Below are 25,292 nucleotides of genomic sequence, written 5' to 3'. Positions count from 1 at the left end.
TGTGGCCAATTCCCAGGAATTCCATCAGGCCACTTGCGCGCCCGCCGGGCGCGGCGCACCCGTCACGCCGCGTCCCCGGCGCACGCCGTCAGCCCCGCCCGGCCGCCGGCACGGCCCCCGCCTCCGCCCCGGCACCCGCCAGGAAGTTGGCGAACAGCCTGCTGCCGTCCTCCGTCATCACGCTCTCCGGATGGAACTGCACGCCCTCCACGGCGAGCGTCCGGTGCCGCACGCCCATCACATAGCCGTCGTCCCGCGACGTCGCCGTCACCGCCAGCTCGGCCGGCGGATCGGTCACGATCAGTGAGTGGTAGCGCGTCACCGTCAACGGGCGCGCGGCGCCCGCGAACACGCCCCGCCCGTCGTGCTCGACCGGGCTCGTCTTCCCGTGCATCAGGTTCCGCGCGACGGCGATCCGCGCCCCGTACGCCAGGCCGATCGCCTGGTGCCCCAGGCAGACGCCCAGCAGCGGCACGCGCCCGGCGAACGCGTGGACCAGCTCGACGTGCCCCGAGTCCGCCGGGTGCCCCGGCCCCGGCCCGAGGACCACGGCGTCCGGCGCCGAGTCCACCAACTGCTCCACCGTGCGCGTCCGCGACCGCACGACGTCCGTCTCCGCCCCGAGTGTGAGCAGATATTGATCGATGATGTGGCTGAAACTGTCGTACGCGTCGACGAGCAGGACCCTCACCCGAGCAGCTCCTCACCGGTCAGCGCCCAGTACGTGGCGCTCATCTTGGCCAGCGTCTCCCGCCATTCGGCGACGGGGTCCGAATCCGCGACCACCCCGGCCGACGCCTGGGTGCTGTACCGCTCCCCGTCGTGCACGACCGTGCGGATGCACAGCGCGAGCACCGCGTACCCGCGCATGTCGACCAGCCCCAGCGCCCCCGCGTAGATGCCGCGCGGCTGGTCCTCGACGTCGTTGATGATCTCCATGGCCCGCAGCTTCGGCGCGCCTGTCATGGTCCCGGCGGGGAACGTCGCGCGGATCGCCCCCCACACGTCCGTGCCCTCCCGCAGCCGCCCGGAGACCGTCGAGACGAGGTGGTGGACGTACGCGAAGGGCTCGACGTCCATCATCGTGTCCACCGACAGCGTCCCCGGCACGCACACGCGCCCGATGTCGTTGCGGCACAGGTCCACCAGCATCACGTGCTCGGCCTGCTCCTTCGCGCTCTCACGCAGCAGCTCCACCCGGCGCCGGTCCTCCGCCGGATCGGCGGCGCGCCGCGCGGTGCCCGCGATGGGGCGCATCGACAGCGTGCCGTCCTCGACGCGCACGAACAGCTCGGGACTCGCGCCGATCACCGTCCGCCCGGCCCAGGGGACGAGGTACATGTACGGCGACGGGTTGCGGTGCCGCAGCCGCCGGTAGACCTGGGCGGGCGTCAGGTCGCTCTCGACGTCGATGCGGTGCCCGATCTGGATCTGGTAGCTGTCGCCCACGCCGATGTGCCCCAGGCACCGCTTGGCGCGCGCGACGAACGTCTCCTCGTCCACCGTGTCGCGCACCGACCGCGGCGCCGGGGCCGGCGGGACCGCCGCGCCGCCGCCGTCCGTCCCGGCCGCCACGCGGTCCACGACCGAGAGCAGCGGCTCCTGCCCTTCCAGGTCGCCGAACAGCGGTCCGTCGGCGCGCAGATGGCGCACGCCGCCGCGCCGCAGGTCGTACCAGACGGTGTCGCGGAAGAGCGTCAGCGTGCAGCGCGGCGTCTCGGGTCCCGGCGGCGGCGGGGGCAGTTCCTCCATGGCCCAGGCCGCCTCGTACGACAGCGTCGTGAGGAAGCCGAAGGCGAACGAGTCGGCGGGCAGCGCGGTGCGCACGTCGAACGCGGCCTGCGCCGCCCGGACGAACGGCCACATCCCGTCGGCCCCCGCGAGGCGCCACACGGCGACCTGCCCCGCCCGGACGACCGGCTCCCCCACGGCGGCCGTCAGCGCGCCGACCAGCGCCTCGCCGAGGGCGCCGGGCGCGGACAGCTCCACGCGGTCGGCCCACACGCGCAGTTCGGCGAGGCGGCCGCAGCCGACGGCGGTCCAGTACCGGTCGCGGTCGGGGCCGTCGAGGCTCTCGAAGAGGTAGGTGTCGCCCTGTTCCCGCGTCGCGGCGAGGGCTTCGTACAGGCGCGGCGCGTCGACGTGCGGTAAGGGCTCGGCGACCACGCGCACCGGCACCCGGCCGGAGCGTACGGCGGCCTGCCACGCGGTCATGGATCGGACGGTCTCCCCGGCGCTGGCGCCAGGCGGATACGCCTTCGACTGCAACGACATGACGAATGCCTTTCTGATCCGCCAGGACCGTCAGGGCTTCGGGGACGCCGCCGCCACACCCGCGACGCGCGTAGAAAGCACACACACCGGGACCACTCCGTCCCGGCTCCCCCGTCCAACCCCCGGCCACTGACGCGATGTACCAGCGGCGTAACTGCGCGCGAGGTGATTTCATCAAATGTGACACTGTACGGGCCATACCACTTCGCTGCTCATGGAGAAGACCACTTGCCGTGGCACCTGGTGCTCACCGTCGACCGCGGCGCGCGCCTGCCGCTCACCGTCCAGGTGCGCAACGGGCTCCGCGCCCTGATCGAGGACACGACCCTGTGGCCCGGCACCCGCCTGCCGTCCACCCGCCAGCTCGCCGCCGACCTCGGCGTCTCCCGCAGCGTGGTGGTCGAGGCGTACGAGCAGCTGTCCGCCGAAGGCTACCTGGAGACGCGGGCCGGCTCCGGCACCACCGTCTCGGCCCGCGCCGCCTCGCACGACACCTCCTCCACCCTCGTCACCGACGACCCCGAGCCGCTGCCCGAGGCGGTGTGCGACCTGCGCACCGGCACGTCCAACGTCGTCGACTTCCCCCGCCAGGAGTGGATCCGCTGCGTCACCGCCGTGGTCAACGGGGCGGGCCGCCAAGAGCTCGGCTACTCGCCCCCGGCGGGCGTGCCGCTGACCCGGCGCGTGCTGACCGGCTACCTCGGGCGCGTGCGCGGCGTGCGCGTGCGCCCCGAAGACCTCATGATGACGGCCGGGTTCGCGCAGGGCCTCGCCCTGATCTGCGCGGTCCTGCTCGACCGCGGCCACACCGCGCTCGGCGTGGAGGACCCGGGACACCCGGGCGAGCGCGAGTTCATCACCAGCGCGGGCCTGCGGCCGGTCGGCATCCCGGTGGACGAGGACGGCCTGCGCGTGGACCTGCTGGAGGACAGCGGCGTGCGGGCCGTACTCGTCACGCCTGGCAACCAGTTCCCCACCGGCGTACGCCTCGCGCCCGACCGGCGCGAACGCCTCGTCGCGTGGGCGCGCGCGGTGGACGGCTATGTCATCGAGGACGACTTCGACAGCTCGTTCCTCCACCGCGCCGACCGGCTCCCGTCGTTACAGAGTCTGGCGCCCGACCGGGTGGTGTACGCCGGGAGCGCGAGCAAGGCACTCGCGCCCGCCCTCCGCCTCGGCTGGCTGGCCGCCCCCTCCGAACTGATGGCGTCGGTCGAAGGGGTCCGCGCCGGCTGGGACATAGGCTGCTCGGGCCTCGAACAGCTCGCCTTCACCCGCTTCGTGGACACCGGCGGCTTCGACCGGCACCAACGCGCACTGCGCGCCGAATTCCACCGCCGCCGCCAGGTCCTGCGCCAACACGCCGCCACCCACCTCCCCGGCAGCCGCCTCCTGGGCAGGAACAGCGGCCTCCAGGGCTACCTGGAACTCCCCCCGGACACCGACGAGACCACCCTGGTCCGCACAGCACGCCGCCACCACATCCTGGTCCGAGGCGGTCAGTTCTACACCCTGACCACAACACCCAAACGCCCCCCGGCACTGGTGATCAGCTACGCGACAACACCCCCACAAACCCTGACCCGAGCCCTGACCACCCTCACCACCGCCTACACAGAAACAATCTCCCGCCCTAAGGAGTAACGCCGGTGACAGACGACTGGTGCGTACACGTCGGTTGGAGCCGCCCAGTGGCAGACGCCCTAAGGCTCCGCCGGGAGAAGTCGGTGACCTTCGGACCGAGAAGGCGGGACCACGACCGCGCAGGACGGGCCGGCCACAGAGGAGTAGGTGCCCGCGGGGCGTAGCGGGGACAGGTCACAGAAGCCGTCAGGGAACTCGGAGACTGCCTACCGCAATTTCCGTCGGCACCGGCACGGCGCACGCCTGCAGGACGTCATCCGCGCACTGGCCGACGAACGGGTGCAGGCGTGACGCACATGGGCGACAAAGACTGGTTGGGCGAGTCATCGACTACGTAGAGCCCCAGATCAAGCGCGCCAGAAGTTGTCGGCACATGTTTCCGCGAAGTGTTTCCACAGGCCGTCGGTGGGCGGCATCCATCAATGCCTCATTGGATGCCGCCCACTCAGCGCTCATGTGACGCGCACCCTGCCAGCCCTGCGCGGTCGGCGGAAGACCTGCAGAGCTGACCAGCTCAGCGGAAGAGGAAACGCGTCACGATGGCTTGGACGAGGCCGAGGCCGCCGGCATAGGCGGCGCCCTTCAGGGCTTGAACCACAAGCGTCCAGCGCAAGACCCGGAGACGCCTCCGGATCTTGCACCGCTCGGCACCCCTTGCGGCAGGAGGGCGTTTGCGCAGGCAGGCAGCCTTGATCTTCCTGCCGCCTTCGGCCAGGCAGGCCGTACAATTCATGACTGGAGACTCCTTGTTGTCTTCGATTCGCAGCGGGGTGTTTCCCGCAGGGGAGGCTGGACGCGGTTTGCGGCCTTCTGTCCGGCCTTCCCTGCTCCGCCCGTGCGGTGGCGCACGGCAGGCAGCGCCGAATACCCGATCACGGCGGTTCGGTAATTCGACCCCCACAGAGTACCCTTTCTGGCTCTCCGGAAATGCAACAGACTTCGGCTCCGCTAACCCCAGGAGCACTCAAGGACGACTAGGGCGACCTTGACGGTATCCAGTCCTGCGGATTCCGCCGACCGCAGAACGACCTCCACCTCGTCATTCATCCGACTGCGCCTCAGCGCCGCCACTAGAAGGCCGATCTCCTCCTCACACAGACTCGCCCCAAGACTCCGCAGGGAATTGGTCCGCGCCGCCGGGGGAAGCGCGGCCAGGTAAACCAGAGAGTGGGATTCCACCTCATCGGCAAGCACGCTGTTGCGCCGGTCCCCCCCGCCGACCGCATCGTCGACGCTGTTGCGCCGGTCCCCTTCCATGCGCTCGCCACCACAACCGCCCACCCCCACGCGGCTCCTGCAGGAGGTGCCCCGCGCCTCCTGCAGGAGCCGCTCCGCGCGGGCAAGATCCTCACCCAGGCGGCCAGTAGCGTCGACCTGCGTGGACCGCGTCAGGCGCCTCAGGGCGGGCATGACTTCCAGCCGAGGCAGCCTCCTCCCGTGCATCCAGTGCGAGAGCAAAGACGGAGAGACGCCGAGGGCCTGCGCTCTCTCGGCCATAGTCGCCCCGGGGAGAACCCGGGGCAGCACTTCCTGGAAAGCGAACGCGAAAGCCTTCACCTCCCGTGTGACCCCAGCCACACAGGAGCGTTTGATCGATCCGAGTGACGGCATGAAGAAGCCTCTCGCTCGCCGGACACCAGCAGGGTTGCGTGATCATCGGAAGCCTATCCCCTCACCGCGGCACCGGAGGGCCGTCCGACGTTTTTACACAAACGTATTTATGAAGCATCCAAATTTTACCCATAAATCCACCCTTAAGGGGCAAATCGATCTTTACGCTCCCCCGAGAAGGTATTAACCAGGAACTACTGGAACGCGCGATGCCGTCTGTGCTATCAATGGTCTGGGAATCACGGCCTTGAGATACCATCTTCAGGGCTCACCGGAAAACTCGATGGAGCGGAGGCACTGTGACGCCGTCGTGGCGCGATGACAGCCTCGGAACGATGAAACGGGTCGCCCTCTGGCTGGTCTCAGAGGTCGGCGAGGGGCAACCCTTCACGAAGGAGGCACTGCGCGAAGCCTTCCCCGGGGTGTCCCAGGTCGACCGGCGCATGCGGGACCTCCGCGACTTCGGGTGGCGTATCGACACCAATCGGGAGGACGCAGCCCTCGACCCGCACGAGCAGCGATTCGTGAAGCGCGGCGACCCGGTCTGGGAGCCGGGCCGTGCCACCCGGAAGTCCGGTACGACAGCCATCGGCGCGGGGCGCCGGCGCGAGGTGCTCCAGCAGGACGGTTACATGTGCCGTTCCTGCGGAATCGTTCCTGGCGAGAGTTATGCCGACACCCACGAAGCAGCGCAGCTGGACATCGCGCGGCGAGAGGTACTGAAACCCGACGGGTCCAAGACCACCGAGCTGGTCACCGAGTGCAAGCGATGCCGCATCGGCGGGAGAGAGCTGGTTGCGGACCTCGGCTGGGTCCTTCAGGAAGCCGCCGCACTCAGCTCCATCGAACGCGAGGTACTGTCCGGCTGGGTGGAAGCCGACGCGCGCCAGTTCAGTCGACTGGAGCAGCTTTGGAGCGACTACCGGTCCCTGCCTGAGGAGTCGCGCGCCCATCTGCGCAAGGAGCTCGGCCTCGGCTGATCTCCGGCAGGGGCGCGGGAGGTCCAGAGAAGAAGAGCAGAAGAGCGAGGACAGCGGACATGGCGAAGGATTACGGGCTGCCGCCCAGGGCTGAGGAGAACCGGGCTATCGTTCGCGCTCGGCTTGCCGAAATCACGGTCGGCGGTGGCACCCGCGAGGCGTTCACCGTCGAGTGGCGGGGCAAACTTGAGCACCTCGAAGTAATCGAGATGCAGGTTGGAGACCTGTACTACAACCCCGCGACCCATCGGATCCGAGCGCAGGCCGGCCATGACCCCAAGCGGTCCGAGGCTCTTCACGCGCATCCCTGGGATGCGGACAGCCAGACGTATCTGGGGCGTCTGCTGCAAGTCGTCCCCCACGACCCTGCGAGGACAGACCCTGAGTTCAACGAGCTGTCCGCAAGTCTCAAGGAGTTCGGGCAGACGGATCCCGGTCTTATCACCCATGAGGGCGTTCTCGTCAACGGCAACACACGGCGCGCCGCGCTTCTCGAACTCCACGGGCCGACCCATCCCATGCGTGTGGCTGTGCTGCCGCCGTCCTGCGACTGGCGGGACATCACCGCCATCGAGCTCTCGCTGCAGCTGCGCAAGGAGCATCGGCGGGACTACTCGTACATCAACCGGCTGCTCGCCGTGGAGGAGCTGGTGGACCAAGGCACCCCGCTCGCCGCGATCGCCACCACGTTCCGTACCACCATGGCCCGCGTCCGCCAGGACCAGTGGGTGCTCTCCATCATTCGCCAGCTGGTCAGGCGTAGTGAGACTCTCGGAGTGCGGCTGTCGCTGGTCGCATTCGAAGAGCAGGCAGAGAAGTTTCGCGAGCTGCAGCGAGCCTACGAGAAGAAGTACAGCGCCAACCCCGAGCAAGCGGACCTTCTGGTGGAGAACCGCTTGGCCGCCATGCTCCTGGGCTTCGCCAAAACGGACGTGCGCTTCATCGATGAAGAGTTCCGTGATGTGTACCTGTCGAAGGCGCTCCCGGAGAGCATGTCGGCTGAGCCCGAACGGGCCGAAGGAGCGGTTTCGATCCCAGGCCTGGGCCGATCCGTGCAAGGTCCGAGCCCGGCTGTCGCCGCGGCCAGAGCCCTGACGGACGCTGCGCTCCACGCCCGGGCGGTCACGCAGCCGAGCAGTGCGGCGTCGGCGGAGGCGATCGCCGCCGCGCAAGAACAGTTCAACCGCCTGCGCCGCGCGATGGACGAAGCAATCACCGACGCCGGCCGCGACGCCCGTATCGCCAAGCGGAAGCAGGCCGCACCCGCCCGCCTCGCCGATGCGAACCGCAGCATCGAGCAGTGCGTCACAGACCTCGTCCTTTCCCGGGCCCAGCGAAGCCTTGACGAGGAAGCTTTCGACGATGCCGTCGTCGAGCTCAGAAAGAAGCTGGAGAGGCTCGCGGTCGTCGCGCAGAAGACAGTCGGCGAGCCCGGCGACGGCCTGGCGTGGCTCCTGAATGCCACGGGGAAGGCGCACTTGAGTGGTTGACCAGGCCAGTCTGGTGATCGGCTTCGACACCACACGCACCCAAGCGGCTTTGCGGACTGTTCCAGAGTGCCGTGGTGCTTTGGGGCAGATGATCGCCAACTTCCCCGATGGCCGAATGACCGACCGCCTGTCTGCCGCTGTGCCCATAGACAGCTTTGTAGCAAGCATCAGCTCTCTAGCTGAGTGGCCGCAGCCCAAAAGCGTGGTCTGGGAGGAGGACTTCCGCGTTCTCGTCGGTGAGATGCTCGACGCCGCGGAGACAGCGGACCGGCTGCTGAAGGGAACGCCGGGTGAGGAGAGCACCGCTCCGGAAGACATCCCAGCTCTGCTCGGCGATGCGTGGAAGGGGCCTCTCACTCCGTTCCAGCGTCGGGATATCGCCCGACTGCTCTCGGTCGGCCATGGCGCCAACTTCAGTGTGCCCGGCGCCGGCAAGACCCGCGTCTCTCTGGCGGTCTTTTCGGCCTTGCGCCAGCAGCGCCAGGTAGACCGCATCCTGGTGGTCAGCCCGAAATCGGCTTACGAGGCTTGGCAGTCGGAGTCGCGGGAGTGCTTCTCCACGCCCCTGAACGTTGAGGTGCTCGGCAAGTCCGCGCCCCCCGCTGCAGATATCCTCCTGGTCAACTACGAGCGGTTGGACCGTGCCCTAGCCAGCCTGTCGCAGTGGCTGAAGGCTGCCCCGGCCATGCTCATCCTGGACGAAGCCCACCGCATGAAACTCGGAGGAGCGGGGGTTTACGGCGCGGCCTGCATGGCGCTGGGGCCGCTCAGCCGAGTACGCCTGATTCTCAGCGGCACGCCGGCTCCCAACGGGGCGAAAGACTTGGAGAACCTGCTTTCGTTCGTCTGGCCCGGCCACGGGCGCCGCGTAGTCACTCAGGCAGTGGACGGCGGAGACCTGGCTCATGCCAGCCAAGTGCTGCGTCCCCTCTACACACGGACGACCAAGGCAGAGCTGGGACTTCCTCCAGTCAATCTGCGTGTCCACTCGCTTACCATGCCCCCCTTGCACCGCGAGATCTACGACGCCCTGGTGGGCAAGTCCTCTCCTCGCGCAGCAGCCGACCGGAGTGACTTCGAAGCGCTCGGCAAAGCGGTCCTGCGCCTGCTGATGGCCGCAACCAGCCCCGCACTCCTCGTCGGTGGTTCCACCCGGTTTGAACCGCTGCACTTTCGCGTCCCGCCCTTGGAAGTACCGGAAGGGGACTCGCTGGCGGCCCTTCTGCGCAGGCTCCCCGACTACGAACTGCCGCCGAAGTACCAAGAGACGCTGTCCATCGTCTCTGCCAATGCGGCAGTCGGCCGGAAGACACTGGTGTGGACGAGCTTCGTCCGAAGCATCACGTCACTGCAGACGCTGCTCGCGCCATTCCAGCCAGCAGCGGTGCACGGAGGGACTCTTGACCGTGAGGAGGAACTGCGCCGATTCCGGGGGGACCCGGAATGCGGCGTCCTGATCTCCAACCCGGCGACCCTCGGCGAGGGGATAAGTCTCCACCAGGTCTGCCACGACGCCGTGTACGTCGACCGCGACTTCCAAGCGGGCCGGTTCCTCCAGAGCCTGGACCGCATCCACCGCCTTGGCCTCGCGCAAGAGACGGAGACGCGCATCACCGTCCTTACTGCGGCAGGCAGCGTCGACGACGTCGTCTCCCTGCGCCTTGCCGAGAAGTTGGAGTTCATGGGCAGCATCCTCGACGATCCCGAGGTGCGGCAGCTCGCCGACCCGGAGGACGAGGCGCCGATGGCGGCAGGGATGAACTCAGCTGACGTGCAGGCTCTTCTTGAGCATCTCAGCGGGCGGCGGCCATAGCGGCCGTGTACGAGCCGCGTCCACCATCACCGCCTGTCAGTGCGTGCCTTCAGGAAGCCGTTGGGTGGCGCATCTGCGTCCTGCCCGCCTTCTTCGTCGGAAGCAAGAAGTCGCCTCCCTGCGTCGAATCCGACCCCGACCAGGAGACCGAGAGGGAGTACGGCTTCCCCGCTCCTAGCAGCCTGCCGACTGCCTCCCACCGCTGGCTTACCCAGCACACCCTCTCCGGATAGAGTCCCGTCGTGGACGGCGAAACGATAAGCGGCCAGGCACCCCTGTGGCCGGTCAGCGAAGGTGACGACCCTGCTTTGGAAGCGGTGGCCGAGACCATTCTCCGTATGGATCCGGACGGTACCCGGTTCGCCAGGGCGATCCGCCGCAGCATGGACATGCTGCTCGACGGCCAGCACACTGGCCGTTTCCGCTGGGACCAGCTCTTCAAGACTGAGAAGGCTCATCTGGGAACACTCATCGAAATCAATGCCCAGCGAGAGTTTGGTTTTGAGGACGGCACCAGCATGGACTACTCCATCGCCGGGGCAGACGTCGACTGCAAGTACTCCCAGATGCTCGGCGGGTGGATGATTCCGCCCGAAGCCCATGGGCACATACTTCTCGTTGTCTGGGCCAGCGATGAGCAGTCCCAGTGGTCGGCGGGCCTCGTACGGGCACTACCGGAACGGCTCAACAACGGCGGCAACCGGGACGCCAAAAAGACCCTTAACGCGGTCGGCCGCAGTTCGATCCGATGGCTGTTCCGCGACGCACCCCTCCAGGAAAACATGCTGCTGCGTCTCTCCGGGGCAGACATCGAGGCCATCTTCTCGCAGACGAGCGGCCAGCGCCGTGTGGACGAACTCTTCCTCCGGGCCCAAGGGCGCCGGATCAGCCGCAACGTCGTCGCTACGGTAGCTATGCAGGAGGACTACATGAAGCGCGTCCGCTACAACGGCGGATCGCGCTCCAGGCTCCAGCCTCACGGGATAGTGGTCCTGGGGCACTACTCCCGTCACGGGCGCATCGCCGAAGTCCTCGGGCTGCCGGTGCCGGGGCCTGGCGAATCGGTGAGTGCCCGCCTAGTCCCCGCAGGACCGGAGCATGAGGGGAAGCCGACCGTAGAGCTGGACGGGCGGGGCTGGGTCCTGGCCGAGGCCGGAGACGCCGAAGCAGCGGTACCAAAACTGCCTGAGGTATGAGCGTGCGGGAAGCGCAGTAGCCCGCCCGTGAGCCAAGAGGCCCGCCCGAGGGTTCGCGGGCCTTCTCCGCCGCGAACCGGCACAGGATGCTGGGCCAACCAAACCGTGCCGCAGCGTTGGGGCCGCTCCTTCACTCCCTCGTCCAGGGAGCGGGCTACGCGGCGGGGGCGTCAAGCCGTTGCCGAGATGCGATGCAGGTCAGCCGCCACTCAATTCTCGTCTCTGCCATCGATTCAGCTGATCTTCGCCTGGTTCAGCGAGAACAATTCGTGCCTCTGGTGGTCCTCTTGGCCGACGAAGGCCTTGAACTCACCGAGGCTGTAGGCATAGGTCCCGCCGGATCGCTTCTGTCTGCGGATCTCGAAGTCCCTTTCCAAGTGGGCGATGTGCCGCTCGACTTCGGGCTCGGTAAGGCGCTTCCCCGACTTCTCCAAACGCCCAATGATTTGGGTGATACCGATGAATCTTTGCTTTTCAGCTTCAGCTCGGAGCAGCTTATACACGGGATCATGGATTGTTTCCGTGTCCTCAACTAGATCCACCGGCGCGCCCTCCCTCTTCAGCGCGCGGGCGATAGCGCCTCCGATCGCCTCCGCCACAGGAGGCGGGAAAGCATTACCGACTTGGCGGTACCGACTGGTCTTCTTTCCCTCAAAAATCCACTCATCTTCCGGTTTCCACCCCTGAATGCGGGCAACCATCTCAACCGTGAGTTTTGGTCCCGGTTTCCCCGCGTCAGGCACCCAGTGCTCATCGGGCGCCTCGTTCGCCACACCGTGCGCATCGACCCCGAGTTTCGCCCAGGCCGCCTTGGCGCGGGTAGGCCCCAGGTCAGCCCCTCCATGCTTCTTGGAGCCGCCGACGATAGTCGGGGCGATGTCATCCGCGCCCTCAGCCCACGCTTCCGCACCCTTCCACCCTCTAGCGGCCATCAGGTCATAAAGGGTCTCACCGACTGTGGTGCGCTTGTCCGGCGAGGGTTCGGGCCAAGTGAAATAGCGAGCATATTCACGTTGAACGGCGACGAGGACAAACCTTGGACGCAATTGGGGCACCCCGAAGTCCGCAGCATGGAAAAGTTCCCACTGCGCCACGTAACCGGCGTCTTGCAACGTGTCCAGGACGTTCTGACGGTAGGCGGCAAAGCGGTTGGAGCTGAGCCCTCGGACATTCTCCAGCAGAAGAGCTTTCGGCTTCACCCGTACTGCCAGCCGCACCGCCCAAGCGAACAGGTCGCGCTCGTCGGTTGCGCCGAGCTGCTTGCCCGCGATGGTAAAGGGAGGGCACGGAACGCCGCCTGCGATCAGGTCCAGGGTCCGCTCGCCACGGAAATCCTCCGGGTTCCAGACCTCGGGGTCAGCCACATCGCCTTGACGGACATCGCAGGTCGGCATGTTCCTCTTCAGGGTGGCTACAGCGTTCGGGTCGAGCTCAACAGCGATCACGTGCTTGAACCCAGCGCGCTCCAACCCCAGAGCCTGCCCGCCGGCCCCCGCGCAGATCTCGGCAACCTGCAGCTTGCCCATTCATCCTCCATACGTGCGCACCACCCGCCGCGCTCGGCAGTGCTCGTGGCAGGCCGAACTCGAACATGCTATCGAGTCCATCCCTGCGAACATCCCAGCAGGATATGGACGAGTCCACCGGGTCAGCGCAGGGGCAGCCCAGCTCACCGCGAACGCGGTCAGCAAGGTGGCCCATGTTAGTTCGCTCGGACCAGCCCTTGAGGTTGTCCACAAGCACTGCACGGCCAGGTGCGGTGCGCGTGTCATTCTGCGGCCACTTCGGCTTGCGCTGGCCGGTTGGCTCCTGACGAGCGTGGGCCGTCGCAGCGCGACAGCGCATCGAGCGTAGCGTCACGCAACCGCACAGCGGGCGCATCCCGCCTCCCCTGCCAGCGGCCGACAGCGAGCCGACGGGGCGCGGTTCTCGGGGCCTTGAGGCATCGTTGACGGCGTCCTAGCCCCCACCAGTGGCGACCGACCAGCCCTCCGAACCGCCGGAGCACAACCCCCTACGCCCACGCTTTCGGCGGAGATTCCTGGCGACGTGCGGGGCGAACTGTGCGAAAGAGGCGCGGAACGAGGATGCGAATCTCACACCTCTCCTCCTCAAAACGAGAGCCAGGTATCGCGGCCCGCCTTGGTCCAGTTCAGGTAAGTGCCGAGCAGTTCACCCTATGAGCCGTCGGGCGGTGGCCGAGGCGTCGCGCGGGAGCCGGCCAGTGGACGAACTAGCTCGCCCGACGTTCCGGCGACAACGACATTCCGGCGGCCCCCTCTGGATACCCATCTCGATACCAGCACAGGCAGGACGAGTTACGACCCGACGGTGGCCAGTCGCAGAAGCCGAGTCCGGTAGCCCCCTCCGCTCACGCAAGCGATCTCACGGCACCCCGGCCGCGCGGTCCGGCATTCCCGGAGCAGCAGAAAGCCCCAGGTCACCGACTGTGTAGCCTGGGGCTTCTCGGAGCCGCCTAAGGGAATCGAACCCTTGACCTACGCATTACGAGTGCGTCGCTCTGGCCGACTGAGCTAAGGCGGCGGGCGCTGGTCGCCCGCGTGGGGGTGCAGCGCTGGTTAGTCTACACAGGTTCGGGGGGTGCACCTGAACGGCGGCGGCGGAGCAGGTCGTCCGTCGCCTCGCGCAGGGTGCGGACGCGCTTCGACCAGCGGCGGCAGTCCTCGCAGGTGGCCAGGTGCGTGTCCAGCTCCTGGTCGGTGACTTCGCGGGGAGAGAGGTCACCCTCGGTGCGCACCGATATGGCGGTGCGGTAGCGGATGCACGGCATGAACCCATCATTCCAGGGTCAGGAACAGGTCGTGCCCTCCTCCGGAACGGTTCCTTCCACCAGGTACGCGTTGACCGCGTCGTCCACGCAGGTGCTGTTGCCGCCGTACGCGCCGTGGCCGTCGCCGTCGTACGTCAGGAGCGTCGCGGACTCCAGCTGCTCGGCCAGGCCCTCGGCCCATTCGTACGGGGTGGCGGGGTCGCGCAGGGTGCCGACGACCAGGATGTCGGCGGCCCCGGAGGCCGCGATGCTGACCGGGTGCCCCGACGGCTCCACCGGCCAGGCGCCGCACACCAGCGTGGCCCACGCGAAGTCGCGGCCGAAGGTCGGGGACGCCTCCTCGTAGGAGGTGAGGGAGGCGCGGACGTCGTCCTGCGTCTCGTTGCCCGCCGGGCTGTCGAGGCAGCTGATGGCGGGGAAGGCGTACGAGCTGGTGTCGTACGAGCCGTCCGGGCCGCGCTCGTTGTAGCTGTCGGCGAGGGCGAGGAGGCCGGAGCCGTCGCCGTCCTCGATGGCCTGGGCGAGGGAGTTGCGCAGGTCGCCCCACATGAAGACGGCGTAGAGCGCGCTGGAGACGCCGGTCGTGGCGAGCGACTCGGTGAGCGGGCGCTCCGGGTCGCCGCTCGGCAGCGGCTCGGCGTCCACCTGGGCGAAGAAGTCGAGCATGGCCTCGGACGCCCCGTCCACGCCGCTGTCGCCGAGCGGGCAGTCGTCGTACGTCAGGCAGTCCTCGGCGAACGAGCGGAACGCCGTCTCGAAACCGCCCGCCTGCTCCCGGTCGGTGTCGAGGGTGGGCAGGCGCGGGTCCACCGCGGCGTCGAGCACAAGGTGCCCCGCGCGCTGCGGGAAAAGGCCGGCGTAGACGGCGCCGAGCTTGGTGCCGTACGAGAAGCCGAGGTAGTGCAGCTGCTCGTCGCCGAACGCGGCGCGCACGATGTCCATGTCGCGGGCGGTCTCGATGGTGGAGATGTGCTCCAGGAGGTCGCCCGAGTTCTCGGCGCACGCCGCGGTGAACTCCTCCATGGCCGCGACCAGCGCGTCCCCCTCCTCGTCCGAGTCGGGCGTGCGGTCGACCAGGGTGTAGTCGTCCATCGCCTCGCCGGTCAGGCACTCGACGGGCTCGCTGCCGCCCGTGCCGCGCGGGTCGATGGCGGCGAGGTCGTAGCGGTCCAGCGTCTCGGACGGGAACGCGGCGTCCCCCCAGCTCTGCACGAAGTCGACGGCGGACGCGCCGGGGCCGCCCGGGTTCATCAGCAGCGTGCCGATCCGCCCGTCCTGCTCGGACGTCTCCAGCCGGGTCACGCGCAGCTCGATGTCCTGCCCCGCGCCGGCGGCGTCGTAGTCGAGCGGGACGGTCACCGTGGCGCACTCGAAGCCGGAACCGCCGCAGGGGCTCCAGGACAGCTCCTGGTCGTAGTACGGCCTGAGGTCGTCGGGGATCGCCTCGGGCAGCGGTTCCAGGGGTGGCGCGTCCGCCGCCGCCCCGTCCGTCGACTCGCCGCCGCCCGCCGGGGTGCGCTCCGGGGCGCGCTCGTCCGGGCGGTCGTCCGACGAACAGCCCGCCGCGAGGAGCGCCGTGGCGGCGGCCAGCGCGGTCAGGGCCTGACGGGTTTTGCGCATGTTTCCCCCGTATAGCTGCGTGTGTGCCTCGACGTGGAGCGTAGCCCGTACGCCCTGCCCGGCACATACCGCCCGCCGCGCGGGGCGCGTCTCAGCGCAGCGCCATGGTCATCGCCTCCACGGCGAGGAGCGGCGCGACGTTGCGGTCCAGCGCGCGGCGGCAGTCCAGGATCGCCTCCATGCGGCGCAGGGTCCGCGCGGGCCCGCCGGCGGCCGCGACCCGCTCGACGGCCGCGGCGCTCTCCCCGCCCGCGAGCCCGGCCGTCGAGCCCAACTGGCGGGCCAGCACGTCCCGGTAGAACGCCGAGAGGTCCGTGAGGGCGAGGTCGAGGGCGTCGCGCTGGGCGCGGGTGGCGCGGCGCTTCTGCCGCTCCTCCAGGTCCTTCATGACGCCCGCCGTGCCCCGGGGCATGCGCTTGCCGTCGGTGGCGCCGAGGGCGGCGCGCAGCTCCTCGGTCTCCTTCTCGTCCAGTTCCTCGGCGAGCTGCTTGGCGTCCTCGGCAGCGGTGTCCACGAGTTCCTGCGCCGCGCGCAGGCAGCCGCCGACGTCGGTGAGGCGCTCGGGGAGCCGCAGCACGGCGAGCCGCCGCGTACGCGCCCGCTCGTCCGTGGCGAGCCGCCGGGCGCGCGCCAGGTGCCCCTGGGTGGCCTGGGCGGCGGCGCGGGCCACGTCCGGCTCGATGCCGTCGCGCCGTATGAGCGCGTCGGCGACAGCGGCGACGGGCGGGGTGCGCAGCGACAGCTGGCGGCAGCGCGAGCGGATGGTCGGCAGCACATCCTCGATGGAGGGCGCGCACAGCAGCCAGACCGTGCGGGGCGCGGGCTCCTCGACGGCCTTCAGCAGCACGTTGCCCGCACCTTCGGTGAGGCGGTCCGCGTCTTCGAGGACGATGACCTGCCACCGGCCGCCCGCCGGGGACAGCTGGGCGCGGCGGACGAGGTCGCGCGTCTCCTTGACGCCGATGGTGAGCAGGTCGGTGCGGATGACCTCGACATCGGCGTGCGTCCCGATGAGCGCCGTGTGGCAGCCGTCGCAGAAACCGCAGCCCGGCTGCCCGCCGAGGGCGCGGTCCGGACTGACGCACTGGAGCGCGGCGGCGAACGCCCGCGCCGCCTCGGCGCGGCCCGACCCGGGCGGGCCGGTGAACAGCCACGCGTGCGTCATCGCCGAACCGGACAGCTCCGGCTCCTCGCCGCGCCCGGCCGCGGTGACATAGGCGTCGGCATCCCGGGCGGCGGCGCCCAGCTGTGCCGTCACCCGGTCCTGGCCGACCAGGTCGTCCCAGACCGTCATCGTTCACTCCGTCCCGGCGGGCGGCGGATGCCGTCCGTCGGAGCCCATTCTGCGGCACCGGACTGACAACGCCCGTCCGGCCCGGGGACGTGGCCCGGTGGTCCGCCGCTTTCCGCCTTCGCGTTCGAAGGGGTACGCGCCCGGCGGGCCGTCCCCGGCGAGGAGCCGGCGCCCCGTTCGGCGGGGTGTGAGCGGCGAACGGCCGGTGACGGTCGTCGTCCTGGAGGACACAGTTGAGGGGACCGCGCCCGGACGGGAGGAAAACCGCCCGGAGCCACGCGTCCGGCGTCCGGACAGAACCGTCGTGGGCGTCCGGACACGGATCCGCTCCGCCACGCCGGACGAGGTGCCGCCCCGCGCCGCGGCGCTGACCGCGCGCGTCACGGCGGACCGGAGGACGGGCACAGTCGCCGGAACGGCCTCCGTCACCGGCCCGAGCCCCGATGGCCAAGGCGTCCGCCGCCCAGGCCACCGCAGCGGCGCCGACGGGCCCGCCGCCCCGGCGACTGGCCGCGATCCGGCAGCGGAACAGAACGCACCCCGCGAGGTCGGAGCGGCAGGAGGCACCGAGTCCTGTCGCCGGGCGCGCGGTCTCGCGCTCCCGGCGCTCGCGGTTCACGCCGCGACCGCGCTCGACCCTGCCCTGACCTGCGACCCGCCCGCCGCTCGGACGGCGGTCGCTCAACGGCCCGGTGCGTGACGACCGTTGCCGTGGGCCGGTGACGCCGGAAGCGGGCATCGCGGGTTTCTCCTCGGTCAGTGGTTCGTCCGCCCGCGGTTTGGCCGGCGCGAGGAACCGGCGCCGTGCCGGTCCTGGGATGACGGGCACCGGGCTGGAGGAGGACCTGCGGCAAGTCCGAGGCCGTCGCGTCGTCGCGCCGGTCGGAGTGGCCCGTGCCGGAACGGCGGCGGCCGGGGCGGGGGTGTCCCCGTCCCGGCCGCCTGGCCTCGCCGTCGCGGTGGCTCAGCGCCGCCCGCGACCGCCCTTGCCGTCCTCGTCGTCCGGCTCGTCGTCGTAACTCCCACGGGGGCCGAGGAGTTCGTCGGCCAGCGTCGGCACGTCGTCCAGCGGTGTCTCCTCCGCCCACTGCGGGCGGCGGCGCGCCCCCGCCGCACCGTCCTCGTCCACGCGCGGCAGCGGCCTGGTGTCACCCGCGCCGTCCGCACGCGGGATGACCGCCGTCTCGTCGCTGTCCTGGCCACCCGGCTCGACAGGACGCGGGATCTGCTGGGTCTCGGCGGTCGAGCGCGGGATCTGCTGCGTCTCGTCTGCCGAACGCGGGATCTGCTGCGTCTCCGCGTCGTCCGCCGCCGCCAGGCGGGCCTGCTCGGCGCGCAGCAGCGCCTCCTCCGCCTTCCGCTGCTTCTCGCGGCGCCGCTCCTCGGCCTGCGCGCGCAGCCGGGCCTCCTCCTCGGCCTCGCGGCGGCGCCGTTCCTCCTCCTCGCGGCGCAGCCGCTCCTCCGCCTCGGCGCGGCGGCGCTCTTCCTCGGCCCGCCGACGCGCCTCCTCGGCACGGAGCCTGGCCTCCTCGGCGAGGCGCGCCTCCTCGGCCAGCCGGCGTTCCTCCGCCTCGCGGCGGAGCCGCTCCTCCTCGGCGGCGCGCAGGCGGGCCAGTTCCTCCTGGCGCTCGCGCTCCCTGCGCGCCTCCTCCTCCGCACGCTGCCGCTCCTCCTCGGCACGGCGGCGCGCCTCCTCCTCGGCGCGGCGGCGTGCCTCCTCGCGCGCCCTGACCTCCGCCTCGGACAGCGGCAGCACCTGGTCGAGACGGTGCCGCGCGGCGGTCGTGACGGACTCGGGGTCCTGCCCGGCGTCCACGACGAGGTAACGGGCCGGGTCGGACGCCGCCAGCGCCAGGAACCCGGCGCGCACCCGCTGGTGGAACTCGGCCGACTCCGACTCAAGGCGGTCCGGCGCCTCGGTGAACCGCTCGCGCGCCGTCTCGGGCGACACGTCCAGCAGCACCGTCAGGTGCGGCACCAGACCGCCGGTCGCCCAGCGGGAGATGCGGGCGACCTCGGTCGGCGACAGGTCGCGGCCCGCGCCCTGGTAGGCGACGGACGAGTCGACGTAGCGGTCGCTGATGACGACGGCGCCGCGCTCCAGGGCGGGGCGGATGACGGAGTCGACGTGCTCCGCGCGGTCGGCGGCGTACAGCAGGGCCTCGGCCCGGTGCGACAGGCCGCCGGACGAGACGTCGAGCAGGATCGTCCGCAGCCGCTGCCCGATCGGCGTGGCGCCCGGCTCGCGGGTGACGACGACCTCGTGGCCCTTGGCGCGGATCCAGTCGGCCAGCGCCTCGGTCTGGGTGGACTTGCCCGCGCCGTCGCCGCCCTCGACGGCGATGAAGAAGCCGGTGGGCGCGGGCGCGCCGACCGGGTCGGCGCCCCCGGCGGGCGTGCGGACGGCCTCGGCCAGGTCGCGGCGCAGCGACCGGCCGCGCCGGTCGTCGGCGCGGCCGAGCACGACGGCGGCGACGGGCAGCAGCAGCACGCCGACGATCATCAGCGTGAACGCGGCGCCGCCGTGCTCCAGCGTGAAGCGGCCGCGCTCGACCCGGTGCGGGCCGATCAGCGCGGCGGCCAGCGGCGCGAGGACGGCGCACAGCGCGACGACCACACGGACGACGGCGTGCAGGTGCTGCGTGAGCCGGGGCCTGCGGAAGTCCTCGGTCTCCTGGTCGAGCAGGACATGGCCCGTGTTCGCGGCGACACCGGCGGCGAGGCCGGTCGCGGCGGCGGTGAACAGGATGGTGGCCGGGTCGGAGATCAGGCCGACGCCGAAGACGCCGAGGCCGGTCAGGGCCAGCGCGAGGGCGAACAGCCGCCGCCGCGACAGCGTCGGCAGCGTCAGCGGCGCGAGCCGCACCCCGGCGGCGACGCCCCCGGTGAGCCCGAGGACCAGCAGGCCGAACGCGACCGGCCCGCCGCCCAGGTCGGCGACGCGCAGGACACCGACGCCGACGGCCGCGGCGACCGCCCCGGCGACGGCGGCGCAGCCGAGCACCAGGACGCCGATCGCGCCCGTACGGCCCTTGTCCGGGGCGGTCCCGGCGGCGGGGCGGCGCAGGCCTTCGAGGGGGGAGACGGGACCGCGCGGCGCCGTGCCCGGCAGCCGCAGGCCGTAGAGGACGGAGATCCCCGCGGCGAAGAACCCGGCGGCGACGTACGAGGCCAGCGCGGCCTGGTGCGTGCCGAACCAGTCGAGTCCGGTCGCCAGCAGGTTGCTGACCAGCGCGGCGCCGACGAGGGCCAGCGCCGCGAACGGCAGCGCCAGGAAGCCGCCGCGCAACCACAGGCGGCGCAGCGCCTCGTGATGGTCGGGCAGCGGGCGGACGGCGGCGCCCTCGGGCGGCGGGGGCGGCAGGAGCGCCGGGGCGACGCTGTCGCGCGCGGCGGTCCACACCCGTTCGGCCACGCCGGTCAGGAAGACGGTGACCAGCAGGTAGACGTACGCGCTGGTGGGGGTCCAGTCGATCCACAGGGGGGCCACGATCAGCAGCGCGGCCCGTACGCCGTCCGCGCCGATCATGGTCCAGCGGCGGTCGAGCGGCCCGGCGGGCGCGAGGAGTCTGGCCAGCGGGCCGAGGAGCAGGACGCCGGACAGCAGCGTGGCCGCCAGGCGGACGGCCAGCGTCAGGGTCACGGCGAGGGCGACGCCCCGGTACTCGCCGCCGAACAGCGGATCTCCGCCATCCTCCGGCAGGTACAACGCCGCCTGCACGGTGAGCAGGAGGAGCACCAGCACCGACAGGGCGTCGCCGATACCGCCGGTGAACTGCGCCTCCCACAGCCGCCGCAGCGCCGGGACCTGCAGGAGCGTCCGGCGCGCGCGTTCACGGGAATCCGCGGCGAGTGCCTCGTCCGTGGCGCGCCAGGTGGGGTCAACCTCTGGTTGCTCTGCTCGCGTCATTCGGCCAGCGTAACGTTCGGCACGGACAACGGTCCCACCCGCCCGAACATGCGCCCGGACGCGCCGGTCGGACCGACGGCCCGGGCGGCAGCGCGGCCGGGCCGCCGGCGGCGCGTCAGGCGGAACCGGCGTCCGGCGCGGCCTGCTTGGCCGCCGCCTTCTTCGCGGGCGCCTTCTTGGCCGCGGTCTTCTTGGCCGTGGTCTTCTTGGCGGCGGCCGTCTTCTTGGCCGGTGCCTTCTTGGCCGCGGTCTTCTTCACCGGGCCCTTGGCGCGCTTCTCGGCGAGCAGTTCGTACCCGCGCTCCGGTGTGATGGTCTCCGGGTCGTCGTCGCGGCGCAGCGTCGCGTTCGTCTCTCCATCGGTCACGTACGGTCCGAAACGGCCGTCCTTGACCACGACCGGCCGCTCCGTGACCGGGTCCGTGCCCAATTCCTTCAACGGCGGCTTCGCGGCGGCCCGCCCGCGCTGCTTCGGCTGCGCGTAGACGGCCTGCGCCTCCGCCAGCGTGATGGAGAAGAGCTGCTCCTCGCTCTGGAGGGACCGCGAGTCCGTGCCCTTCTTGAGGTACGGCCCGTACCGCCCGTTCTGCGCCGTGATCTCCTGCCCCGACTCGGGGTCCACGCCGACCACGCGCGGCAGCGCCAGCAGCCGCAGCGCGTCGTCGAGGGTCACCGTGTCCAGCGCCATCGACTTGAACAGCGAGGCGGTGCGCGGCTTCACGGCGTTCTTGCCCGTCTTGGGCGTGCCCTCGGGCAGGACCTCCGTGACGTAAGGACCGTACCGCCCGTCGCGTGCCACGATCGGGTGACCGGTGTCCGGGTCGGTGCCCAGCTCGAAGTCGCCGCTCGGCCGCGCCAGCAGCTCCTTGGCGAGATCGACGCTCAGCTCGTCCGGCGGCAGGTCCTCGGGGACGTCCGCACGCTTGCCCGGCTCGCCGCTCGCCGGGTCCTCCGGCGGCGCCTCGACGTACGGCCCGTACCGCCCGACGCGCAGCACGATGCCGTCGCCGACCGGGAACGACGAGATCTCCCGCGCGTCGATCGCACCGAGGTCCTCGACCAGCTCCTTGAGCCCACCGAGGTGGTCGCCGTCGCCGTTCCCCGCGTCGGCCGCGACGCCCACGCCGGGGCCCTCGCCCTCACCGAAGTAGAAGCGGCGCAGCCACGGCACGGCCTCGGCGTCGCCGGTGGCGATGCGGTCGAGGTCGTCCTCCATCCGCGCCGTGAAGTCGTAGTCCACGAGGCGGCCGAAGTGCCGCTCCAGCAGGTTGACGACGGCGAAGGAGAGGAACGAGGGGACGAGCGCCGTCCCCTTCTTGAAGACGTAGTGCCGGTCCAGGATGGTGCCGAGGATCGTCGCGTAGGTGGAAGGGCGGCCGATCTCCCGTTCCTCCAGCTCCTTGACGAGCGTCGCCTCCGTGTAGCGGGCCGGGGGCTTGGTGGCGTGGCCGTCCGCCTCGATGCCGCGGGCGGTGAGCGCGTCGCCCTCGGTGACCTGCGGGAGGCGGCGTTCGCGGTCGTCGGAGTCGGCGCCCGGGTCGTCGACGCTCTCGACGTACGCCTTCAGGAAGCCGTGGAACGTGATGACCTTGCCCGTCGCGCTGAACTCGCAGTCACGCCCGTCCGCGCTGGTCCCCGCCACGCGCACGGCGACCGACTGGCCGACCGCGTCCTTCATCTGCGAGGCGACGGTGCGCTTCCAGATCAGCTCGTACAGCCGGTACTGATCGCCCGTCAGGCCTGTCTCGGCGGGGGTGCGGAAGCGGTCGCCGGAGGGGCGGATCGCCTCGTGGGCCTCCTGCGCGTTCTTGACCTTGCTGGCGTAGACGCGCGGGCGGTCCGGCAGGTAGTCGGCGCCGTACAGCTGCTCGACCTGGGCGCGGGCGGCGTTGACGGCGGTGTCGGACAGCGTCGTCGAGTCGGTCCGCATGTAGGTGATGAAGCCGTTCTCGTACAGCCGCTGCGCGACCTGCATGGTCGCCTTCGCGCCCATGCCGAGCTTCCGCGAGCCCTCCTGCTGGAGCGTCGTGGTACGGAAGGGCGCGTACGGGGAGCGGCGGTACGGCTTGGCCTCGACCGAGCGGACGGCGAACGACGTGTCGGCGAGCGCGACGGCGAGGGCGCGCGCGTTCTCCTCGCTGAGCGCCTCGACCTGGCCCGGGTTGCGCAGCCGCCCGTCGGGGCCGAAGTCGCGGCCCTGCGCGACACGCCGTCCGGCGACCGCGCTGAGGCGCGCCTCGAACGTACCGTCGCCGGGGACCGTCGCGAACGTCCCGGTGAGATCCCAGTACTCCGCCGAGCGGAACGCGATGCGCTCCCGCTCCCGCTCGACCACCAGACGCGTCGCGACGGACTGCACGCGGCCGGCGGACAGCCGCGGCATGACCTTCTTCCACAGGACCGGCGAGACCTCGTAGCCGTAGAGGCGGTCGAGGATGCGGCGGGTCTCCTGGGCGTCGACGAGGAGCTGGTTCAGCTCGCGGGGGTTGGCGACGGCCTGGCGGATCGCGTCACGGGTGATCTCGTGGAAGACCATCCGGCGGACCGGGACCTTGGGCTTCAGGACCTCCTTGAGGTGCCAGGCGATCGCCTCGCCCTCGCGGTCCTCGTCCGTCGCGAGGTAGAGCTCGTCGGAGTCGGCGAGCAGCTCCTTCAGCTTCCTGACCTGGTCGCGCTTGTCGCTGTTGACGACGTAGAGCGGTTCGAAGTCGTCGTCCACGTTGACGCCGAGGCGGGCCCACGGCTCGCTCTTGTACTTGGCCGGCACCTCCGCGGCGCCGCTCGGCAGGTCGCGGATGTGCCCGACGCTGGCCTCGACCACATAGCCGGGGCCGAGGTAGCCCTTGATCGTCTTCGCCTTGGCGGGCGACTCGACGATGACAAGTCGGCGTCCGCCGTTCGCGGTTTCGCTGGTCGGGGACAACTTCTGCTCTTCTCTCCAGCCTCGGGGGCGCTTAAGGACATGCGGAGTGTGACGGTACATCCCTGCTGCGTGCCACAAGGGAAAACTCCGCAACGCATCTCGAACGGTAACCCGAGATCCGCCATTCCCGCCGCCCGGCCGCACCCCGTGGCTTGTCCGTGTCCCGTCACGCGTACGTGACGCCGGGTACGCGCCCGGCCCGGCGGCGGCCCGCGCCGTCAGCCGCGCGGCAGCAGAAAGCCCTGCTCGACGAGGGGGCGCAGCCACCGCGGCGCCTGCTCACGGAGCGTGTCCCCGCGCTCGCCGAGAATCTGCGCGATCGCGTCGAGGATCGCACCGGCGGGCAGCGTCCCGTCGCACCCGCCCGCGAACCCGGCGCCGACGGTGTCCATGGCCGTGGCCCGCCGCATCCCGCGCCGCTGCCGCAGGACGACGTGCTCCGGGTCCTCCGCGCCGGGCTCGCCCAGCTGCTCCTGGACGACACCGGGGGCCGACTCGTAACGGGTGCGCAGCAGCGCGGCGTCGTCGGCGCGGCGGAGGAAGTCCTGGCGGCCGAAGTGTGCCCGGATCGTCTCGCCGAGCGGCTGTTCGACGGTGTGCGGCCAGTCCTCGACGGTGAGGGAGGGGTGGTCGGTGCCGCTGCGGCGCAGCGTGATCCAGCCGAATCCGACCGCCCGCGTGCGGCGCGCGGCGAACTCGTCGAGCCACGCCCCGTACGCCGCCTCGTACGCGGCCCGGTCCCCCTGGTGCGCCCCGGCGTCGCGCAGCCACAGCTCGGTGTACTCGGTGACGTCCTGCTGCTCGCGCTGCACGATCCACGCGTCGCAGCCCGCGGGCACCCAGGCGGCGACGCGTTCGCGCCAGTCCTCCCCCTCGACGTGCTGCCAGTTCGCGAGGAGCTGGCACCAGCCGCCGTCCGCGAGGTGGTCGGCGGCGCGCCGGACGAGCGTGCGGCACAGCTCGTCGCCGCCGAGGCCGCCCTCCCGGTAGGTCAGCGCGGCGCCGGGCGCGGGGGGCGCGATGACGAACGGGGGGTTCGAGACGATCAGGTCGTAGCCGTCCTCGCCGGTGACCGGCTCGTACAGCGACCCTTGCCGCAGGTCGGCGGGGCGTGCGCCGGAGAGCGTGAGGGTGAGGGCGGCGATGCGCAGCGCGCGGGGGTTCACGTCGGTCGCGGTGACGCTCTCGGCGTGGCCCGAGGCGTGGAGCGCCTGGACGCCGGAACCGGTGCCGAGGTCGAGGACCCGCCGCGCGGGCCCCCGTACGGTCAGCTGCGCCAGCGTCGTCGACGCGCCGCCGACGCCGAGGACCACGTCCCGCGCCCGGCCCCCGGCGCCCGCCGCGCGGCCCACGGCGCAGCCCGCGTCGGAGACGATCCACCAGTCCTGCCCGTCGTCGCCCGCGTACGGGCGGACGTCCACGGTCGCCCTGACCTCGCCGCCGTCGCGCGTCAGCCAGCCGTCGGCCAGCGCCGCCGCGAGGGGGAGCGCGGCCCGCGCGGCGGCCTCGGGGACCGGGCGCTGGAGCAGGAAGAGGCGTACGAGCGTGGCGGCCGGCCCCGCGTCGCCCTCGGTGGCGCGCAGCGCGGGGACGGTCTCGCCGCGGGCGAGGGCGGCGTACGCGGGCGCGCCGAGCAGGTCGAGCAGACCGTCCGGGGTGAACGGGGCGGCCAGCAGGGCGTCGCGCAGCGGCGCGACGGCGGGGCCAGGCACGGGGAGGGCGGGGGTGACGGGGGTACTCACGCCT

The 25,292-nt window shown here is 71.1% G+C and carries 15 protein-coding genes and 1 tRNA gene; 5 read left to right on the top strand and 11 right to left on the bottom strand.

The window, feature by feature from the left end; translation table 11 throughout:
• Positions 1-88: 88 nt before the first annotated feature.
• Together ACIBPC_RS10285 and ACIBPC_RS10280 are read right to left on the bottom strand one after the other, a co-directional pair.
• Positions 89-691: an anthranilate synthase component II gene (locus ACIBPC_RS10285; protein WP_398842647.1), complete on the bottom strand. Its 603-nt coding sequence runs from the start codon at positions 689-691 to the stop codon at positions 89-91.
• Positions 688-2,214 (bottom strand): anthranilate synthase component I family protein, encoded by a 1,527-nt coding sequence (locus ACIBPC_RS10280; protein WP_398842644.1) that lies wholly within the window; start codon positions 2,212-2,214, stop codon positions 688-690. Before ACIBPC_RS10280 ends, ACIBPC_RS10285 begins: the two co-directional genes overlap by 4 nt.
• 288 nt (positions 2,215-2,502) lie before the next feature.
• Here ACIBPC_RS10280 and ACIBPC_RS10275 point away from each other — a divergent pair, with 288 nt between their 5' ends.
• Positions 2,503-3,918 (top strand): PLP-dependent aminotransferase family protein, encoded by a 1,416-nt coding sequence (locus tag ACIBPC_RS10275; RefSeq protein WP_398842642.1) that lies wholly within the window; start codon positions 2,503-2,505, stop codon positions 3,916-3,918.
• Positions 3,919-4,432: 514 nt separating this feature from the next.
• Here the strand turns inward: ACIBPC_RS10275 and ACIBPC_RS10270 are convergent.
• Positions 4,433-4,651, bottom strand: coding sequence for a hypothetical protein (locus ACIBPC_RS10270; protein WP_398842639.1), 219 nt, complete (start codon positions 4,649-4,651; stop codon positions 4,433-4,435).
• 1,213 nt (positions 4,652-5,864) lie between these two features.
• Here ACIBPC_RS10270 and ACIBPC_RS10265 point away from each other — a divergent pair.
• The 4 genes from ACIBPC_RS10265 to ACIBPC_RS10250 all read left to right on the top strand — a co-directional run bounded on the left by ACIBPC_RS10265 (position 5,865) and on the right by ACIBPC_RS10250 (position 11,008).
• Positions 5,865-6,509 (top strand): hypothetical protein, encoded by a 645-nt coding sequence (locus ACIBPC_RS10265; RefSeq protein ID WP_398842636.1) that lies wholly within the window; start codon positions 5,865-5,867, stop codon positions 6,507-6,509.
• Between the two features lie 59 nt (positions 6,510-6,568).
• On the top strand, positions 6,569-7,999 hold the full coding sequence (locus tag ACIBPC_RS10260) for a transcriptional regulator (protein WP_398842633.1): 1,431 nt from the start codon (positions 6,569-6,571) through the stop codon (positions 7,997-7,999).
• An 88-nt stretch (positions 8,000-8,087) separates the two neighbouring features.
• Complete coding sequence (locus ACIBPC_RS10255; RefSeq protein WP_398843038.1) at positions 8,088-9,812, top strand: DEAD/DEAH box helicase; 1,725 nt, start codon at positions 8,088-8,090, stop codon at positions 9,810-9,812.
• Between the two features lie 242 nt (positions 9,813-10,054).
• Positions 10,055-11,008, top strand: coding sequence for a NaeI family type II restriction endonuclease (locus ACIBPC_RS10250; protein ID WP_398842630.1), 954 nt, complete (start codon positions 10,055-10,057; stop codon positions 11,006-11,008).
• Between the two features lie 233 nt (positions 11,009-11,241).
• Here ACIBPC_RS10250 and ACIBPC_RS10245 read toward each other — a convergent pair whose 3' ends face one another.
• From ACIBPC_RS10245 to ACIBPC_RS10210, 8 genes are all read right to left on the bottom strand, one after another.
• Positions 11,242-12,534: a DNA cytosine methyltransferase gene (locus ACIBPC_RS10245; protein ID WP_398842628.1), complete on the bottom strand. Its 1,293-nt coding sequence runs from the start codon at positions 12,532-12,534 to the stop codon at positions 11,242-11,244.
• Between the two features lie 944 nt (positions 12,535-13,478).
• Positions 13,479-13,552 (bottom strand) — tRNA-Thr (locus tag ACIBPC_RS10240).
• Between the two features lie 40 nt (positions 13,553-13,592).
• Positions 13,593-13,799: a zf-HC2 domain-containing protein gene (locus tag ACIBPC_RS10235; protein ID WP_362964963.1), complete on the bottom strand. Its 207-nt coding sequence runs from the start codon at positions 13,797-13,799 to the stop codon at positions 13,593-13,595.
• 18 nt (positions 13,800-13,817) lie between these two features.
• Entirely contained in the window at positions 13,818-15,419 is a 1,602-nt protein-coding gene (locus tag ACIBPC_RS10230; protein WP_362964965.1) for an alpha/beta hydrolase, read from the bottom strand.
• 91 nt (positions 15,420-15,510) lie between these two features.
• A complete protein-coding gene (locus ACIBPC_RS10225; RefSeq protein WP_398842624.1) occupies positions 15,511-16,713 on the bottom strand; it encodes a DNA polymerase III subunit delta' in 1,203 nt (400 codons plus the stop codon).
• Between the two features lie 964 nt (positions 16,714-17,677).
• Complete coding sequence (gene tmk / locus ACIBPC_RS10220; protein ID WP_398842622.1) at positions 17,678-20,623, bottom strand: dTMP kinase; 2,946 nt, start codon at positions 20,621-20,623, stop codon at positions 17,678-17,680.
• A 115-nt stretch (positions 20,624-20,738) separates the two neighbouring features.
• Complete coding sequence (topA, locus tag ACIBPC_RS10215; protein ID WP_398842619.1) at positions 20,739-23,546, bottom strand: type I DNA topoisomerase; 2,808 nt, start codon at positions 23,544-23,546, stop codon at positions 20,739-20,741.
• A 218-nt stretch (positions 23,547-23,764) separates the two neighbouring features.
• Positions 23,765-25,288 carry a methyltransferase gene (locus tag ACIBPC_RS10210; protein WP_398842617.1) on the bottom strand — a complete coding sequence of 508 codons (1,524 nt, stop codon included), beginning with the start codon at positions 25,286-25,288 and terminating at the stop codon, positions 23,765-23,767.
• Between the last annotated feature and the right edge of the window lie 4 nt (positions 25,289-25,292).

Origin of the sequence: Streptomyces sp. NPDC049879, from assembly GCF_044461265.1 — a bacterium.
GTDB lineage: Bacteria > Actinomycetota > Actinomycetes > Streptomycetales > Streptomycetaceae > Streptomyces.
This window is presented reverse-complemented; position numbering and strand designations above follow the sequence as displayed.

Excerpts from the sequence above, each read along its gene's own strand:
- ACIBPC_RS10265 (WP_398842636.1), top strand. The coding sequence starts at position 5,865 with ATGAAACGGGTCGCCCTCTGGCTGGTCTCAGAGGTCGGCGAGGGGCAA.
- ACIBPC_RS10255 (WP_398843038.1), top strand. The coding sequence starts at position 8,088 with ATGATCGCCAACTTCCCCGATGGCCGAATGACCGACCGCCTGTCTGCC.
- tmk (WP_398842622.1), bottom strand. The coding sequence starts at position 20,623 with ATGACGCGAGCAGAGCAACCAGAGGTTGACCCCACCTGGCGCGCCACG.
- ACIBPC_RS10280 (WP_398842644.1), bottom strand. The coding sequence starts at position 2,214 with ATGACCGCGTGGCAGGCCGCCGTACGCTCCGGCCGGGTGCCGGTGCGC.
- ACIBPC_RS10235 (WP_362964963.1), bottom strand. The coding sequence starts at position 13,799 with ATGCCGTGCATCCGCTACCGCACCGCCATATCGGTGCGCACCGAGGGT.
- ACIBPC_RS10260 (WP_398842633.1), top strand. The coding sequence starts at position 6,569 with ATGGCGAAGGATTACGGGCTGCCGCCCAGGGCTGAGGAGAACCGGGCT.
- ACIBPC_RS10270 (WP_398842639.1), bottom strand. The coding sequence starts at position 4,651 with ATGAATTGTACGGCCTGCCTGGCCGAAGGCGGCAGGAAGATCAAGGCT.
- ACIBPC_RS10245 (WP_398842628.1), bottom strand. The coding sequence starts at position 12,534 with ATGGGCAAGCTGCAGGTTGCCGAGATCTGCGCGGGGGCCGGCGGGCAG.
- ACIBPC_RS10230 (WP_362964965.1), bottom strand. The coding sequence starts at position 15,419 with ATGCGCAAAACCCGTCAGGCCCTGACCGCGCTGGCCGCCGCCACGGCG.
- ACIBPC_RS10225 (WP_398842624.1), bottom strand. The coding sequence starts at position 16,713 with ATGACGGTCTGGGACGACCTGGTCGGCCAGGACCGGGTGACGGCACAG.